This is a genomic window from Helicobacter cetorum MIT 00-7128 (assembly GCF_000259255.1).
GTDB classification, from domain to species: Bacteria; Campylobacterota; Campylobacteria; order Campylobacterales; family Helicobacteraceae; genus Helicobacter; species Helicobacter cetorum_B.
This window is the reverse complement of sequence record NC_017737.1, coordinates 1,621,648-1,637,463: the sequence shown is the minus strand read 5'-3', so window position 1 is coordinate 1,637,463 and position 15,816 is coordinate 1,621,648. Positions and strand designations below refer to the sequence as shown.

10 protein-coding genes, 4 tRNA genes, 1 rRNA gene and 1 pseudogene are annotated in these 15,816 nt (G+C 33.4%); 9 read left to right on the top strand and 7 right to left on the bottom strand.

The genetic code is table 11. The features are described 5' to 3' along the window. Positions 1-62: 62 nt before the first annotated feature. Positions 63-180: ribosomal RNA gene (gene rrf, locus HCW_RS07525) — 5S ribosomal RNA — on the top strand. Between the two features lie 47 nt (positions 181-227). Here rrf and HCW_RS07520 read toward each other — a convergent pair. Both HCW_RS07520 and HCW_RS07515 read right to left on the bottom strand, forming a co-directional pair. Next, positions 228-3,392 (bottom strand): Eco57I restriction-modification methylase domain-containing protein, encoded by a 3,165-nt coding sequence (locus HCW_RS07520; RefSeq protein ID WP_014661624.1) that lies wholly within the window; start codon positions 3,390-3,392, stop codon positions 228-230. 89 nt (positions 3,393-3,481) lie between these two features. Continuing rightward, a pseudogene (locus HCW_RS07515) lies at positions 3,482-4,446 on the bottom strand (IS1595 family transposase). A gap of 1,117 nt (positions 4,447-5,563) precedes the next feature. Here HCW_RS07515 and HCW_RS07510 point away from each other — a divergent pair. After that, a complete protein-coding gene (locus HCW_RS07510) occupies positions 5,564-5,743 on the top strand; it encodes a hypothetical protein (RefSeq protein WP_043902686.1) in 180 nt (59 codons plus the stop codon). A gap of 21 nt (positions 5,744-5,764) precedes the next feature. Beyond that, positions 5,765-5,914, top strand: a complete 150-nt coding sequence (locus HCW_RS09480) for a hypothetical protein (RefSeq protein WP_155802259.1) — start codon at positions 5,765-5,767, stop codon at positions 5,912-5,914. A 14-nt stretch (positions 5,915-5,928) separates the two neighbouring features. Here the strand turns inward: HCW_RS09480 and alr are convergent, their stop codons facing one another. Genes alr through HCW_RS07490 form a run of 4 tightly spaced genes read right to left on the bottom strand, consistent with a single transcriptional unit; the run spans position 5,929 to position 10,179 of the window. Continuing rightward, positions 5,929-7,122: an alanine racemase gene (gene alr, locus HCW_RS07505; RefSeq protein ID WP_014661622.1), complete on the bottom strand. Its 1,194-nt coding sequence runs from the start codon at positions 7,120-7,122 to the stop codon at positions 5,929-5,931. Positions 7,123-7,129: 7 nt separating this feature from the next. Further along, positions 7,130-8,485 (bottom strand): alanine/glycine:cation symporter family protein, encoded by a 1,356-nt coding sequence (locus tag HCW_RS07500; protein ID WP_014661621.1) that lies wholly within the window; start codon positions 8,483-8,485, stop codon positions 7,130-7,132. Positions 8,486-8,533: 48 nt separating this feature from the next. Next, on the bottom strand, positions 8,534-9,766 hold the full coding sequence (locus tag HCW_RS07495) for an NAD(P)/FAD-dependent oxidoreductase (RefSeq protein WP_014661620.1): 1,233 nt from the start codon (positions 9,764-9,766) through the stop codon (positions 8,534-8,536). A gap of 35 nt (positions 9,767-9,801) precedes the next feature. Further along, positions 9,802-10,179 carry a RidA family protein gene (locus HCW_RS07490; protein WP_014661619.1) on the bottom strand — a complete coding sequence of 126 codons (378 nt, stop codon included), beginning with the start codon at positions 10,177-10,179 and terminating at the stop codon, positions 9,802-9,804. A 334-nt stretch (positions 10,180-10,513) separates the two neighbouring features. On the opposite strand from HCW_RS07490, the gene HCW_RS07485 reads away from it, so the two are divergent. From HCW_RS07485 to HCW_RS07460, 6 genes are all read left to right on the top strand, one after another. Further along, positions 10,514-10,588 (top strand) — tRNA-Gly (locus tag HCW_RS07485). Between the two features lie 49 nt (positions 10,589-10,637). Then, positions 10,638-10,724, top strand: a tRNA-Leu gene (locus tag HCW_RS07480). A gap of 52 nt (positions 10,725-10,776) precedes the next feature. Next, a tRNA-Cys gene (locus HCW_RS07475) sits at positions 10,777-10,851 on the top strand. A 46-nt stretch (positions 10,852-10,897) separates the two neighbouring features. After that, positions 10,898-10,985, top strand: a tRNA-Ser gene (locus HCW_RS07470). A 153-nt stretch (positions 10,986-11,138) separates the two neighbouring features. Then, complete coding sequence (locus tag HCW_RS07465) at positions 11,139-12,632, top strand: Na+/H+ antiporter NhaC family protein (RefSeq protein ID WP_014661618.1); 1,494 nt, start codon at positions 11,139-11,141, stop codon at positions 12,630-12,632. 158 nt (positions 12,633-12,790) lie between these two features. Further along, positions 12,791-13,795, top strand: coding sequence for a hypothetical protein (locus HCW_RS07460; RefSeq protein WP_014661617.1), 1,005 nt, complete (start codon positions 12,791-12,793; stop codon positions 13,793-13,795). Here the strand turns inward: HCW_RS07460 and HCW_RS07455 are convergent. Beyond that, entirely contained in the window at positions 13,792-15,816 is a 2,025-nt protein-coding gene (locus HCW_RS07455) for an ATP-dependent helicase (protein WP_014661616.1), read from the bottom strand. The genes HCW_RS07460 and HCW_RS07455 overlap by 4 nt on opposite strands.

The window sequence follows — 15,816 nt, the reverse complement described above, 5'->3', positions numbered from 1 at the left end:
AACTCCCTAGGATTAGAAAAGGGAGTTAAGGATAAATCAGATTTTATCTTTAACTCCCTTTTCCTTGTGCCTTTAGAGAAGAGGAACTACCCAGTTAACCATTCCGAACCTGGAAGTCAAGCTCTTCATCGCTGATAATACTGCTCTTTTCAAGAGTGGGAATGTAAGTCGGTGCAGGGATAGGGAAATGTTTTTTAAATCTTACTTGTTTTTTTCTTTCTTAGTTTTTATTGGCTATTTAGGATAATTTCTTGGTTATCTTTATCTAAAAGTTTTTCTAATATATAAAGAGCTTCAAGTTCTAGTATAGGACAATATTCTTGTTTCTTGTTTCTTGTTTCTTGTTTCTTGTTTCTTGTTTCTTGTTTCTTGTTTCTTGTTTCTTGTTTTATAGGGCGTTCGCTAATGTAACTGATATGGTTATCAAATAAGGGCGTTATTTCTGTGTCCCAATGCGTTTTTATTGTGCTAATATAATTTGGAGCAAGTTTGGTATTGTCTCTAATACATACAAAATGATTAGCATACACATAAGAGCCTATGTGTAAAACCCCATAATTTTCTTTAAAATTTTGCACCCTTGAATTAAAGTTACTCCCCTTATTAAGAAAATCATCTATGTCATCTAAATATTTATAGACAAAAGGGGCTAGAGCCTTAAGTTTTTCTTTTTCTAATGGTTTTTTAGCCCCATTAAGATAAGGAAAAATAGCATAAGAATTAACCCATTCTAATCCTGTAGCTTTAAGCATGGGGGCTGTAATAAAGGGTTTGATAAAGTCTAGTTCTAAAGTGATTTGTTTGGTTCTATCTACCTTTAAACGATTATTGACTTTAGCATAAGGGTAAAACACCCCACAATTTGGGTTATCTTTAGAAATCTCTATAAATTTTAAACCCATAAGATAATTGACATTCACGCCCTTTCTAAAAGCATATTCACACACGCCTAACTTGTCTTTTAAGTCTTTAGCTCTATCTAAATTCTTAGTAACTAAGAAATTATTGTTGAGTTCTGTTTTTAACGCTACAGCGTAATTTTCATTGCATTTAAAACTTTTTTTGACTTTATCCCATTCTGAATTAGCATTAAAACTTTGATTAGGCAAACGAACATATTCTAATAGTGGGACTATATCTTTATCTTTTAAAGGCTTTTTAGTGATTTTAAACGCACAAAAATCTAGCCCTACGCCCTCAAATATCTTACCCCCTTTGCTAAAATCTATAATCTCATTAAGGTAAATTTGTTCATTAGTGTTGATTTTTAAATTTCTAAAGCCCTCAAAAGATTTGTTAAATAAAATAGACTTAGGCATTAAAAAACAAAAGGCTCCATCATCTTTAAGCCATCTTTCTATGCTTTTATTAGCAATTAAAGCACAGATATTAAGATTATTTCCCCCCACATTTTTATCGCTAGAGAAAAGCCCACAAGTGCTTATATTTTCTTTAACATTTTCTCTATAGGTTTCAGGTAGCACGCTCCATTGAACCCATGCAGGATTACCTACGATAAAATCAAATTTGTCATATATAGCGACTTTAAAATAATTAGAAAAAATCTTAAGCCATATAGAGTTAAGTTGCTTTTTTTCAAATTCTATTAAATTATCAATGCTTTGTAAAACTCTTTCTTTCAAGGCAATACTATTTTTAATATCGGCATTCTTTACTTCTAAAATCTCTAAAGCCTTTTGCTTGTCTAATTTAATAATCGCTTTTTCTACTTCATTAATAATTTCTAAAAAATTAGGCTTTAAAACAAGTTCTTTAGGTAAGGTAATTTCTATAAAATTTGTATCAAAAGCTTGCTGTAAGCCTACTGTGTAAAGCTTATAGTCTAAGCATTCTACATTATCAATCATTATGGTCTTAGGAATATACAGGCTATCAGCTAAATAAATAGGGATTTCATACTTGGTGTTTAAGTCAAATATGCAATGCTTTAAGTCATAAATCAGCATGTTAGCTCTAGCCATTAAAACTGCTATAGGGTTAATATCAACCCCTACAATGCCTTGTGTCATAGCCTTAAAATCTATTTTTTGTTCTAAAATTTTATGTTTATAATTGATAAAAGCACATAAGAAAGTCCCACTCCAACAATTGGGGTCAATAAAGCTTTTATCTCTTAAATTATCTCTATCTTCAATAGCGCACATTAGAGTGCGTTCAGCTAAATAATAAGGCGTATAATACTCCCCAAAACTATGCCTAACTACTTTAGGAATGAAGTTAAGATAAAGCTCTTTAAATAAATCTAGCATAGCTTGATTTTCTAATAATTCTATATTCTCATAAGCACAAACTTTAAAGAGTAATTTTTGTAAGGCGTTTTTTAAAGGGGTGTTAAATTCTTCTTTGATATACCATGCAAAAAAATCATTATCGGTTAAATTGATAATGCCGATTTTTTTAAAAATTCCCCCTAACTCCATATTTTCAAAAAAGTTTTTAACTTCTAATAGACTGCTTGTTTTGTAGAGATTATCCAAATCAATATAATGATACGTTAGAGCAACTTTGTCATTGATAAAACGCACTAAAAGAAGTTTAATGATAATGCTTAGCGTAGAATGCAAGGCAAAAAAGGCTTTATACTCATTACTTTGAGTGATTAGAGTATCAAAGATTAAAGAAAAAATTTCTCGCCTATCCTTTATATCTTGGTGCTTTCCATTATCACTTTCTGCTAATCTAAATAACTTTTCCCACTCTTTAAATAAAAGCAAAGTTCTAGCGTTGAGCTTATTTTCATCTTGTAAAGTATTTAAAAAAATCTTAGCTAAATCTCTTACTTCATCGTTGTCTAAAAGCTTGTTATTAAAAGCGTCAATTATCCCAAAATCTTTTTTAAAATTTGTAGGGCTAATGCTAATTAAGCCACTATTAAAAAGACTTTTAATGAGAAAATCTAAATTTTTAGCATTGACAACCCCACTATATTCTTCTTTATAAGTAATCTCATTGTTGCTTTCTTTAATATAAGTATAGATACTAGCCCCATCAAAAAGAAAGCCAAACATTTTAAAGCCATTAAACCGTTTGTCTTTTAGGTAATTTTGAACTTGTTCTAAGGCAATACTAATTTCTTTTTCATTTTTTAAGCGATTATATTTCTTATATTCAATAATAGTATTGCCATATTGAAAATCGGTGCGACCATGTGCATTTTTATTTTCATGTCTAAAATTCTCGTAGCTTGAGCTAATAAAATCCAACTCTCTTAAAAGGGCATTCAACTCATTTTCAAAAATATAGGCTAAGTCTTCTTCGCTTCCTTGCTGGTTTAAGGGCGAAGAATTGGAGCTTAGTTTGAGTAAAAAATCATCATAGATTTTTGATTGCTCTTTGCTTAATTGTGAAAAATCATAAAATGTAGTTCTCAAGTCTGTCCTTTCCTTTGTTTAAGCCACGAATTAAGATATAGCAAGTCTATAAGATTCTATAAGATTCTATAAGATATTGATAGATTGTTTTACGCTCTATTTTTTATAGTATACTCAAACAATATCACTTCTTTATAGCTCTCTTTAGCAAAATTCACAATAGTTTGCATAAACAAGATAGTTATCCAAGTATTTAGTCGCTACACCTTTGAATCTATGCTTAATCATATCTTTTTAAATGGCTATGATAACTATTGATAGTTTGGATATTAAAAGAGCCTAGTTTATGCTTTTTCTTAGGTATTCTAATATGGCTTAATTCCATATCATTTGCAATTTTAAATAAGCTCTAAAACTATCAGTTACAAAAATACTCTCTTTTTCTATTTTCTTATTTAAGACTTTTTCTAAATCTTTGATTTTAGGTTTTGCCTAAATTAGAAACCTTAGCAATAGATTTGCCATTTAAATTCACTCCACTTGTAACACAAACTTGCTCTTTAGGTAATCCACGCTTAGTAGCTTGTGTTCCTCTATGTTTAGATAAGCGTGGTAACTTAAAATTTTTGTGGTGTCCTTTAAAAGATAGTGGGAAGTAAGTCTCATCAGTTTCTACTATGCCATCAAGTTTGACTTCATTTTGCATGTTCTGTAAGGTATCTAGTATTTTATGTCGCCAAGCAAAAGCAGTAGGTAAGCTAATCTTACAAATTTCAGCTGTTTTTCTAAGAGAATATTTTTCTATCATACAATGAATGAATTTTTTCCATACTTTAATATCTGTTTTAGTGCTAAAAAGAATGGTATTATTTGTTAGTGTAAAGGTCTTAGAGCAATTTTTGCATAAAAATCTCTGTCTATTATCTTTTTTGCCATTTTTTACAAATGAAGTAGATTTGCAATGTGGACATTCTTTAATTTCTTTTTGAATAGGTGTTTTAATAGGGGACTTTTCTTTGTCTTTAATATTTTTTAAAAAAGCTTTTTTATCAGTTTCTGTTAGACTATTAAAGAGTTGTTTGATAATCTCTAATTCATTTGTATGGCTAGGCATTTTAAAGTTCTTATTCAAGGTGTTTCATTAAGGATAGTATAGCAAAATAACGAGTAAAAATCAATACTTTATTTTAACAGAGTCTTAATTTTATATCCTTTTTAAACTTATTGGTTGTGAAGTTTTGGGTTTTTATTGAGTAGTTAGTTTTTATCCTTAATATTTTTTTGATATTTTTTAGTTTTTTATAATATTTTTTATAATGTTTATCTTATTGTGTATTGAATGATGTTGTCTTTTTGGTTGGTGTATTTAAACTCACACTCTTTTAAAATGTAATAAAAACTCTTTCTTTTTATTCCTTTAAAATTGCGTAAGGCTTTGTTTGGCATATCTTAGAAACATTCCTCTATCTCATTGATATGACTTTTTTCTTTTACAAACTCATTATGTAAGTATTTTACCCCATAATGTGCTTTAGCTCTAAATCAACTAAACCATCATAACCTTTCTAACAATTACTATAAATTGTTGGGCTATTTAAGTTGCAAAACTTCCTTAAAATAGACAATAGCTCTATTCAGCAGAACAATTACTTACAATTTGGGTATATACCTTATCATTTCTTTTAGCATTCCAAACACAAGTATTTTAGAGAGTTACTCTACTCCCCCCTTTCGCTCCTTACTCTTTTAGCCAAGAAAATAATTTTTGCTCTCACTTCAATTTAGCCATTTAATTTAGTAGTTTTTTACAAACTTGAGCCATCATTAAAGAAAATTGATTAAGAGAATTATGAGCTAATAAATTTAAATCTTCCTAAACACTTCTTGATAGATATCAAAAAATTAAAGACTATATTTTTTTGGCATTTTAGACTCTAATTCAACTTTGGATACTTTTTTCAAATATATCTTCAAGGCATGGGTTATATCATAGTAATAACAGCCAATATTAAAAAAGAAGAAGCTTGAATATTGTTTTAGAAAACATGTAGCTATTATACTTGCTTGAAAAAGTTTGTTAGTTACTATATTTGTATATATCTGCATACACTAGAGAAAACTTTTAATTTTTTTGTAGTGGTTTTGCTGACTAATTCTAATTCTAATATAATGAGGAATTTATTATAGTAAGGAATATAAGATAATAAGGAAGTATTTTAGATTAGGTATTTATGGAAGTGTTTTTAGCATTCTTGTTGGTTGGTTTTTTGATTTTTAGGTTGCCTATTTTTTTAGCAATACCCATTGGTCTATATGTTGTAAGTAATCTCCAATCATTCTTTTTAGAAGAATACTTTCAAGAAAAAGTTCAAGAAGCTAATGAAAGAGCTAAAAGAATGTTAAATCAGTAAGGCTGTAGTGGAGTATTGTCAATGATAAAGAGAATTGTAGAAATTACTATTGGGTGCTATTTGTTTTATGTGAGTTCGCATTTTGCTTATAATCAATCTAAAAAATTCTTATCTGCACATCAAAAAGAAGTTATGGAGTTTTTGGTTAGAATGAGAATAAGCAGATTTTAAAGCAAATAGTTTATTTATAAAAAGATTTTTTTATTGCAACTATTTTGAGTGGTATTTTTGGTCTGTTCTATATACACACGCTCCAAGCGTTTGGATAAAGTGCTAATGATTTCATAAGAAATCGTCTCTAAAAGCATGGCTATGTCGTGTGCATCACTAGCCTTAGTACTTTTATCTCCAAATAAAATAACTTCATCGCCCTCTTTGGCTTGAATGCCATTAAGATTGATGAAACATTGGTCCATGCATATCTTACCAACAAGGGGGGCTAACTGGTTATTTACAACCACTTGAATGCGATTTCCCAAATTGCGCACTAAGCCATCTGCATAACCTAGCGCTAGAATACCTATTAAAGTTTCTTCTTGAGTATAAAAGTTCTCGCCATAGCCTATAAATTCGCCTTTTTTAACCCTTTTAATCTGCACGATTTTAGCCTTTAGGCTTATAACATTTTGCAAAAAAATTCCTTGAGATTGACAAACCTTTTGCACTTCATTAGAGGGATAAAAGCCATAGAGCATAATACCGGGGCGATAGAGGTTTAAAAAGTTGTTTTTGGTTTCATTGCATAAAGAAAGAATGCCCGCTGAATTATAGGCATGATAGTATTTAAACTCCATCTTTTTATCTAAAAGTTGCTCCAAAAAGGCGTTAAAGGCTTGCATTTGTTTTTTGGCATGGATTTTAATGTTGGAGTCAGCATTACTTAAATGCGTAAAAATCCCCTCAACTTCTAAGCCTTTTAGGGTGCATATTTTTTCTATTACTTCTATACTCCTAAAATTGGGTTCTAAGCCTAAGCGATGCATTCCGGTATCAATTTTAAGATGCACTTTTAGGCGCTTGTTGGCCTTAAGTGCTATTTGGGAAAAAAGCTCTGCTTGAGAGTAGTCAAAAATGGTTGCACTTAAATCGTTTTCAACCAGAATAGAAGCGTTAGAATTAGGGCTATAGCCTAGAATTAAAATAGGGGTTTCAGAAAAATGCGAGCGTAATTCTAAAGCTTCATCTAAAGTAGCCACGCCTAAATAATGCGCCCCTTCTTCTAAAAAAACTTGAGCTGTTTTAATTGCTCCAGCTCCATAAGCATTGGCTTTTACTATTGCCATAATATGAGTATTCTTAGGGATAGAGGTCTTGGCAAGATTGAAATTATGCCTTAAGGCGGAGACATTAACTTCCACAAAACTTGCTCTTTGTAACATTAAAATATCACTGATTGAGGTTTTGCTTGCTGAAATACCAGCGTGTTTCAGAATAGACAACCTTATGCAATAAAATAAGAGCAATAAGGTTAGGAATAGCCATAAGTCCATTAGCCAAATCAGCTAAATTCCATACAAAATCAATTTTAGCAAGTGCGCCCACCATAATACAAACAAGAAACAATAAGCGATAATATTTGATTTTGCTCGCTCCAAAGGCATATTCTGTGCACTTTTCGCCATAGTATGCCCAACCAATAATAGTAGAATAGGCAAAAAATATCATGGTTGCAAAAATAATGAATGCCCCTACAGAGCCCAAGAAATATTCGGTGCTTTTTAAGGTTAAAAGATTAGCACTCAATCTTTCGCCATTAGGCAATAAGGTATGCCATTCAGGTGCCATTAAGATAATTGTAGCAGTAGCGGTGCAAACAATAAGTGTTACAATAAAAGTTTGTAGCATTGATACTAGAGCTTGACGCACAGGGTGGTGCGTTTGAGCGCTTGCAGCAATAATGGCTGAACTTCCCAAACCTGCCTCATTAGAATATAGACCTCTAGCAATACCGGTTTTTATCATTGTTGCAATCAGAGCTCCTGTGGCTCCACCTACAACAGGCTTTGGATTAAAGGCTTGTTCAAAGATAAGTTGTATTGCATGTAGGGCAAGGTCAAAATTGGTTGAGATAATATAGCCAACAGCAACAACATATAAAAGCACCATAACAGGAGCAAAATAAGAAGTAAACTTTCCAATAGATTTAATCCCGCCCACTACAATAATAGCAGTTAAAAGCGTGAGCAATAGCCCAGAAACCCAAGTAGGTAGGGAAATTTGCTCGCTTAAAATTGAAGAGACCGCATTAGATTGAGTCATATTTCCCGTGCCAATGCTTGCAATAATGGTAAAAATTGCAAATGCCATAGCAAGTTTTGGCATTTTAAGACCATTCTTAATGTAATACATAGGCCCACCCTTATAACCTAGGGAACCTTCCTCTCGGTATTTTACAGCTAGGATAGATTCAGCATATTTGGTTGCCATGCCAACTAATCCTGTAGCCCACATCCAAAATACAGCCCCAGGCCCTGCAACACTAATTGCTGTGGCAACGCCCACAATACTCCCAATGCCTACCGTTGCTCCCAAAGAGAGCATAAGAGCTGAAAACTGCGAAATATCGCCTTTAGATTGGGATTCTTTGCCAAAGAGAATTTTAATTGCATAAAAGAGTTTGCTAAATTGCAAGCCTTTGAGATAAAAAGTCAAAAATAAGCCCGTTCCAACTAGAAGGATTTGCATAGGAATCCCCCATATGAGATTAGACAACGAGCGCACGATTAAATCAATGGTTTGCATATAAAAAACCCCTTGAAAGAATTGAAAACAATAGATTTCTTAGAAATATTAGTCCCTAAAAAATGCAGAAAATAGCATTATATCAGTATTTTTCTCATTAGCCCCATCTTTACTCAAATCAGCAATAAGTTTTCCAATAGCAGGTCCAAAAGTGATGCCAAGCCAACCAAGTCCTGTAGCATGGATTAAATTCTTAAATTGTTTATCAAAGCCTAAGTAGGGAATATCATTAGGCGTTAAAGGTCTAAAGCCACACCACTCTATAGGGTCTTTCATCTCAAAGGCATGGGTAAAAGTGGCTAGATTTCTTTTCATGTTTTCTATTTGTTCTTTATCAACAAGAGGGTTACTGGTATTGAGCTCTAGTTTTGAGGTGATTCTTACCGTGTCTCTTCTAGGGGTCATTGCCATAAAAATATCTGCAAATAAAGAAGAGGTTTTTGGTTTTAGTTCTTCAGGCATTTTGAAAGTAATACTATAGCCCTTTGCGCCCATCATTAAGAAATCATTCTTGGTTTTTTTGATTGTGGTAGGGTTAGCTCCAGTAGCCAAAATAATTTTTTCAGCTTGAAGTCGCCCTTTATTGGTAATAATGCTATCTACAAGATTGCTTTTAAATTCAAAATCTATAACCTCTTCATTGTAGCGAAACTCCACGCCAACCTCTTTAAGATATTTTTGTAAAGAAAGCATAACTTCACCCGGATCAACATGGGCATTTTCTGTTAAAAGCACACTACCACAGATATTGTCTTTAGCAATAGGCATGTATTCTTGAGTTTCTTTAGGATTGAGAATTTTATAAGCACCGCTATCATCACAAGTTTTGAGTTTCTTTTCAAAATTTTCTTGCAAAGTATAAATCATCAAAAGCCCATCTTCTTTATACCAAAAGTCCATGCCATCTTCTAGCATTTGGTGATACATCTCTATACTAAGCCACCCATAGCGTTCAAATAATGCCATGGTGCGATGTTTAGATTTAGCATTAGCACTTTGTATGAATTTATAAATCCATTTAAATAGCTTGGGATTAAGTCCAAAGTGGAATTTTAGTGGAGCTTGGTTTTTAAGCATGAGCTTTAGGGTATCTAGCACCACACCCGGACTTGCAAGCGGAGCCTCCTTAAAGGGGGAAATAAGTCCTGCATTTCCAAAAGAAGTGCAATTAGTGCCATCGCCTTTTTCAATCACACAGACCTTATGGCCTAATTTATGCATAGAATACGCACAAGAAAGCCCTACAATCCCACCGCCTATAATGATGATATCTTTTTTCATATTTATAAATCCCTCTATCTCAATAAGGTGATAATTTATTTAACGGCAATGGCTTCAATTTCCACTAGAGCGTCTTTAGGGAGTTTAGCCACTTGAAAGGTCGCTCTAGCTGGATAGGGCTCTTTAAAATAGCTCCCATAGATTTCATTAACAATTGCAAAATCATCTAGGCTCTTTAATAAGATAGTGGTTTTTACTACACTTTCCATGCCTAAGTTAGCTTCTTTTAAAATCGCTTTGATATTTTCCATAGCTTGCGTGGTTTGAGCGTGAATATCTGCGCCCTTAAACTCGCTTGTGGCTACATCAATGCCTAATTGCCCAGAGACAAACACGAGATTATTAGTGCTAATGGCTTGAGAATAAGGACCTATAGCTTTTGGGGCTAATTCTGAATGAATGACTTGTTTCATAATGAAAAACTCCTTAGTTTAAAATGTTAATTCTAGTGGTTATTATCGTTTAAACAAAATAAAAAAAGGAAAACAATATGAATGATTTCGCTTTTAAAAGAATTTGTTTGTTTTAAGTTGTAAAATTTTTACCCATACTTGGGCTAGATTTTGAATGATGATAAAAAATAGTCCTACTATTGCTGTAACCAAAGGAGCTTGCAATGAAATTTTTTGAGCTTTTTAGGCCAAAATTAAGACTATTAACCAAATAAAACAAATAAATTTTCATAAAGTCTTGATTTTTAATTTTGCTTTAGTTATAATAGCGCTTGTTGTTTTTTGAAATTTAGGTGCGGGAATAGCTCAGTGGTAGAGCACGACCTTGCCAAGGTCGGGGCCGCGGGTTCGATCCCCGTTTCCCGCTCCATACTTTGATGTTTAATATTACTCTTATGCAAGCAGTTTCTATTAGATTTGCCCAGGTGGTGGAATTGGTAGACACAAGGGACTTAAAATCCCTCGGTAGCAATACCGTGCCGGTTCAAGTCCGGCTTTGGGCACCACGATGATATTTTAAATTTTTTTAATGTTGTTTGTAATTTCATTTAAAGATAGGGCGACATAGCCAAGTGGTAAGGCATGGGTCTGCAAAACCTTGATTCCCCGGTTCAAATCCGGGTGTCGCCTCCAAATGAGATATTTGAGGTTTTTGCAAAGGCGTAATTTATTGAGAAAGCGGGAGATGGCTGAGTGGTTGAAAGCGGCGGTCTTGAAAACCGTTGAGGGTAATACCTCCGGGGGTTCGAATCCCTCTCTCCCGGCCACTTGAATGAAAATCCTTTAAGCGATTTGTTTTTACAAGTTCATTCCCTCATTTTGCAACGAGAATGTTTACGCTCATGTTGTGGTAGGCATGGCTTAAATATTTATTGTCTCTTTTAATTGAAATTTGACCATTTTTTAAAGGATTTTGTCCTGTGGGATTATCAGCTTTGAGTCTTATTGTTCCAGTCAGTGTGATTGTGATGGTGGTGCTGACTAAGCGTGTGGCTCTCTCCTTGTTTGTGGGGATTTTAGCAAGTGCGTTTTTATTATATTCTTTAGACTTCTTTAGTATTCTTGAGTATGTTTATCAAAAAATTACTTCAGTTTTTTACACCTATAAAAGCGATGCTTCTAATCATAAGCGTTTAGAATTTAATCTTTCTAATCTCTATGTTTTTGGCTTTTTAATCCTTTTAGGCATTTTAAGTCAATTGATTTTTAAAAGTGGTAGCGTGCAAAACTTTGTTAAAAAAGCTAAAAAATATGCTAAAAACGCTAAAACTCCCGAATTTATCGCCTTTTTTGCAGGTATTATTATCTTTATTGATGATTATTTTAACGCCTTAACCGTAGGACAAATCTCAAAATCTCTCAATGACGCTCATAATTCTACACGAGAGCGACTAGCCTATATCATAGATTCCACTTCAGCGCCGGTATGCCTACTTGTGCCAATTTCAAGCTGGGGAGCTTATATTATGGGGATTATGGATAATGACAAATCCCCTTTGTTAGAAGATAGTTTTTCAGTGCTAATTCAAAGCTTGAGTAGTAATTATTATGCGATTTTTGCGCTTTTTGCAGTATTTCTTACGATTTTATGGCAAATCAATCTTCCTAGTATGAAAAAGTATCAAAATGTAGGGGTTAAGGATTTCTATAGTGAGCAAGAAGAAAATGTTTCAAAACTAGCCCCCTTAAGTTTATTGCCTATTTCTATTTTGTTATTGATTGTGTCCATTTCATCGCTGATTTTTTACACCGGATATGTTTTGAAAAACACTGATGCGAGTTTTTCGCTTTTTTATGGGGGGTTGTTTTCGCTTGTTATCACTTACCTTTTGGCTTACAGGTTTTTAGAAAAAGGGAGTTTTTTAAGCATTATCATCGCTGGATTTAAGAGCATGAGTTCAGCGATTTTAGTCTTAACGCTTGCTTGGGCTATTGGACCTGTAATTAGAGATGATATGCAAACGGGGTTGTATCTGGCTCAAGTTAGCAAAGAATTTTTAAGTAGTGGGGGCAGTGTGTATATGCCTTTAATCTTTTTTTTAATCTCTGGGTTTATCGCATTTTCTACCGGCACAAGCTGGGGGGCGTTTGCTATCATGCTACCTATTGGAGCGAGTATGGCAAATGAAAGCGATATTATTTTGATTGTTTCAGCCATTCTTTCTGGAGCGGTTTATGGAGACCATACTAGCCCTATTTCTGATACCACCATTTTATCAGCTACAGGGGCAGGATGCTCAGTGCAAAGCCATTTCATCACGCAACTTCCTTATGCGACTATTACGATGCTTTGTAGCATGGTAAGTTTAATGGTTGCAAGTTTTACGCATTCTAATGTGCTCGCCCTTATAGTGGGCTTAGTTTTGCTGGTGGGGGTGTTTTATGTTTTTAAGGTGGTTTATAGGGAAGTTTAAATATGTAGAATTACCAATGCTTAGCAAGAAATAAATTTACTTGGTAAGTATTTTTAATATTTTTAATTATGTTATTTTTATAAATAATTTATTAAAAAACTAAAAAATTATATTAAAATATTTTATAATTTATTTTTTTAAGAAAATTAGGAGTTTTTATGGAAATGCTGAAAAATATTCTTGATTTTATGAATAGTTTGAAAGATTTTTTTGTCAAATTCGCCAAAAATGAAAAGGAACAAAATCAATCTAGTAAAGCAAGCATAGTTGCCCATGATATTAGTGTGAATGGAGATAGCATTATTGCAAATAACAGCCATATAAATAGCCATAATCTAACCATAAATGGTGGTAATAACACTATTAATACGATTAATAATGAGAGTTGCTATAATTTTAGCACGCATGAGATTTCCTACCAAAAGAAGAAAATAACAATATCGTTTAGGTCTAGTGCTGATGAGGTGTTTCAAAGATATAGTTTTGAAAACTCTCTTTTACCAATGAGGAAACTTGTAGATAAGATGAGTGTGCAATTTCTTGAAGCTTTAAAGGTGTCATATAATGAAATTATTATCCAACAGAAAAAGAATAGATTTCAAGTTCCAGATGGCTTACTCCAAGAGCGAGAAAACTTAGAGGGACTTGCATGTTTTATTTTGTTTTATAATCAATATAAAAATAAAGTCAAGAAAATAACCATTGGAAAAATTATAAGATTCAAAAAATATCAAAGGCTTGTATCCGTGCTTAGTACGATTTTGCTTGTTTGTCCTGTTTTATTTTTTGGGTTTTTTGGCGAACAATTCTTGTTAAGTTGCTTAAATATTTCTTCATCGTTTGGCGTTTTATTACCTTTAATCTTCTTATTGATTGCGGCATCTCCTTGTATGATTCAGTCATGGTTAACATCTGATTTGTCTCAAATTATTATAAAAGAAGGTAAGACTTGGCATGCTTGTTTGAATATGATAAAAAATGAGGATAAGAATTTATCATTATCTAGTTTTGAAAGAAATATTAATAAGGTATTTTATTTTGCAGCCTTTTTCATGCTTGAAAAGTTGCCCCGTTATTTGGCTTATATTATTACAGCATTGATTGTGTTATTCCATGTGTTTTCAGCCTTTCAAAATTTTTCTCAGCCCAAGCTATTTATTTAACTTTCTTTTCTTAAAAGCCCTGCTTCATACAAGAACATAGACGGCTCGTATTCTTTGTTTTTAGCGTTGTCTCTTAATTCGCTTTTAGCATAAGAGAGCCATAGATTTTCCTTAGCCCTTGTAACAGCGACATAAAAAAGCCTTCTTTCTTCTTCCACTCCGCCCCCGGTATTCATCAGCTTATGGTTAGGAAAACGCCCTTCCATTAAATCTATAATATAGACATCTTTAAATTCTAAGCCCTTAGACGCATGCACGCTCAATAAATTCACACCATTTCCTTGCGAGGCTTCATTAGAGCCAAGCAACATGCCATTTAAAAAACGCCCTAAATCGTGGTAATTTTTAGCTAAAGAGCCTAATAGTTCAATTTTTTCATTGAAGCGTTTTTGAGCTTGAAGGTGCTTAAACTCGTTGCTAGAGCCGTCCTTATTTTTGGAGCGTTCTTTTAAAAGGCGTGTTTTACACACCTTAAAAAACTCGCTAGTGGTAATATTATGGATTAGAGAAGTTGGGGATTGATGAGAGATATTAGCATAGAGAGTGAAAAAATCGCTCAGCATTTTAGCCCCATTCATAGAGATTTTAGGGTGCATAAAAACAGGGTGTGAGTGAAATGTCTTAGAAATAACGCCATTAAACCTTGAGCTATTTTCTAGGGCAAAAATTTCTTCAAAAAGCCCCATAGAAGTGATTTCTTTCTTCTTGGAATAGATTTTGGCTTCTTTATTAGGGCTAGTTAACCCTAGTTTTAAATCCCCATTACCTAGTAGTATTAAGGCTTCATAAATATCCTTAGCGATATTAGCCCCCACATCGCTCACATAACTTAGAATATGAATGGCTGCCATAATATCTTTAGGGTTAAAAATAAGCGTGCAAATATCTAAAACTAACGCGATTTCTTTGGATTCAAAAAAGCTTGTGCTACCCTTTCTCTTGCTTGGCACGCCTTGGGCTCTTAGGGCTGCTTCTACTTGGTCTGCACTTGCATTATTCCTAAAAATCACTGCCACTTCTTTAAAATTTTTTCTCACTACAATGCGTTTGGCTATATCTTGGCATTGCGTGATATTGTCGTTATAGTTTAAAAGCGTGGGCTTACTAAAACTCCCTGATTTGACCACTTCTAAATTCTTAGGATAAATGCGTTCGTTATGTTGTATCACTTTATTAGCTAAGTCTAGGATTTCTTTAGAGGAGCGGTAGTTTTTGGTTAGGGTAAAAACTTGGGCGTTTTGGTATTTTTGAGTGAAATTAGAAATAATAGAAATATCAGCTCCATTAAAAGCATAAATGCTTTGGTCATAATCGCCCACACAAAAGAGACTTGGGGCATTTATGGCATCTAAAATAGATTCTTGCAAGGGGTTTGTGTCCTGAAATTCATCACAAAGCACTTCTTTATAAGGACTACCCTTTTCTAACATAGCCTTTTTGAATAAAAGCAACAAGTCGTTATAGTCTATATAATTATGCTTTTTTTTGGTGTTTTCAAACTCTTCTAAAATGTTTTCATAAAAAGTGCTGTGCTTGGCGTGTTCGGGGTTTTTCTGAGTTAGCCATGCGCTAAAATCTTCTTCTTTTAAAGCGTTAGTATAAAGGGAGTAGAGCGCGTATAAATGTTGCGTGGTGTAGGGCTTTTGCTCATCATCAATAAAATTTTTGGTATCCACAATGCTTTCTAAGAGTTTTCTTAATTCTCGTGGTTGTTTGAGACTTAAACTAGGGTAATGCTCTTTTAAATAGCGATAAGCGACTGCATGAAAAGTGCCCGCTTCAATTTTAGAGCTTAATTTAGAATATTTGGCCACCCTTTCAATCATCTCGTTACTCGCTTTATTGGTGAAAGTTAAGAGCAAGATTTCTTCAGGCTTTATGCCATGATTTAATAAGTGTAAAATCCGCCCCACAATCGTAGAAGTCTTACCTGTGCCAGCGCTTGCAATGATTAAATTATGCCCCATTGTTGCCGTAGCGGCCTTATTTTGTTCGGGGTTTAGATTCAAAGTTTCTAGCAC

What these genes read in the sequence shown, in the direction of transcription:
- HCW_RS07495 (WP_014661620.1), bottom strand. Translation starts at nt 9,766, where the DNA reads ATGAAAAAAGATATCATCATTATAGGCGGTGGGATTGTAGGGCTTTCT.
- HCW_RS07500 (WP_014661621.1), bottom strand. Translation starts at nt 8,485, where the DNA reads ATGCAAACCATTGATTTAATCGTGCGCTCGTTGTCTAATCTCATATGG.
- HCW_RS07460 (WP_014661617.1), top strand. Translation starts at nt 12,791, where the DNA reads ATGGAAATGCTGAAAAATATTCTTGATTTTATGAATAGTTTGAAAGAT.
- HCW_RS07490 (WP_014661619.1), bottom strand. Translation starts at nt 10,179, where the DNA reads ATGAAACAAGTCATTCATTCAGAATTAGCCCCAAAAGCTATAGGTCCT.
- alr (WP_014661622.1), bottom strand. Translation starts at nt 7,122, where the DNA reads ATGTTACAAAGAGCAAGTTTTGTGGAAGTTAATGTCTCCGCCTTAAGG.
- HCW_RS07510 (WP_043902686.1), top strand. Translation starts at nt 5,564, where the DNA reads ATGGAAGTGTTTTTAGCATTCTTGTTGGTTGGTTTTTTGATTTTTAGG.
- HCW_RS09480 (WP_155802259.1), top strand. Translation starts at nt 5,765, where the DNA reads ATGATAAAGAGAATTGTAGAAATTACTATTGGGTGCTATTTGTTTTAT.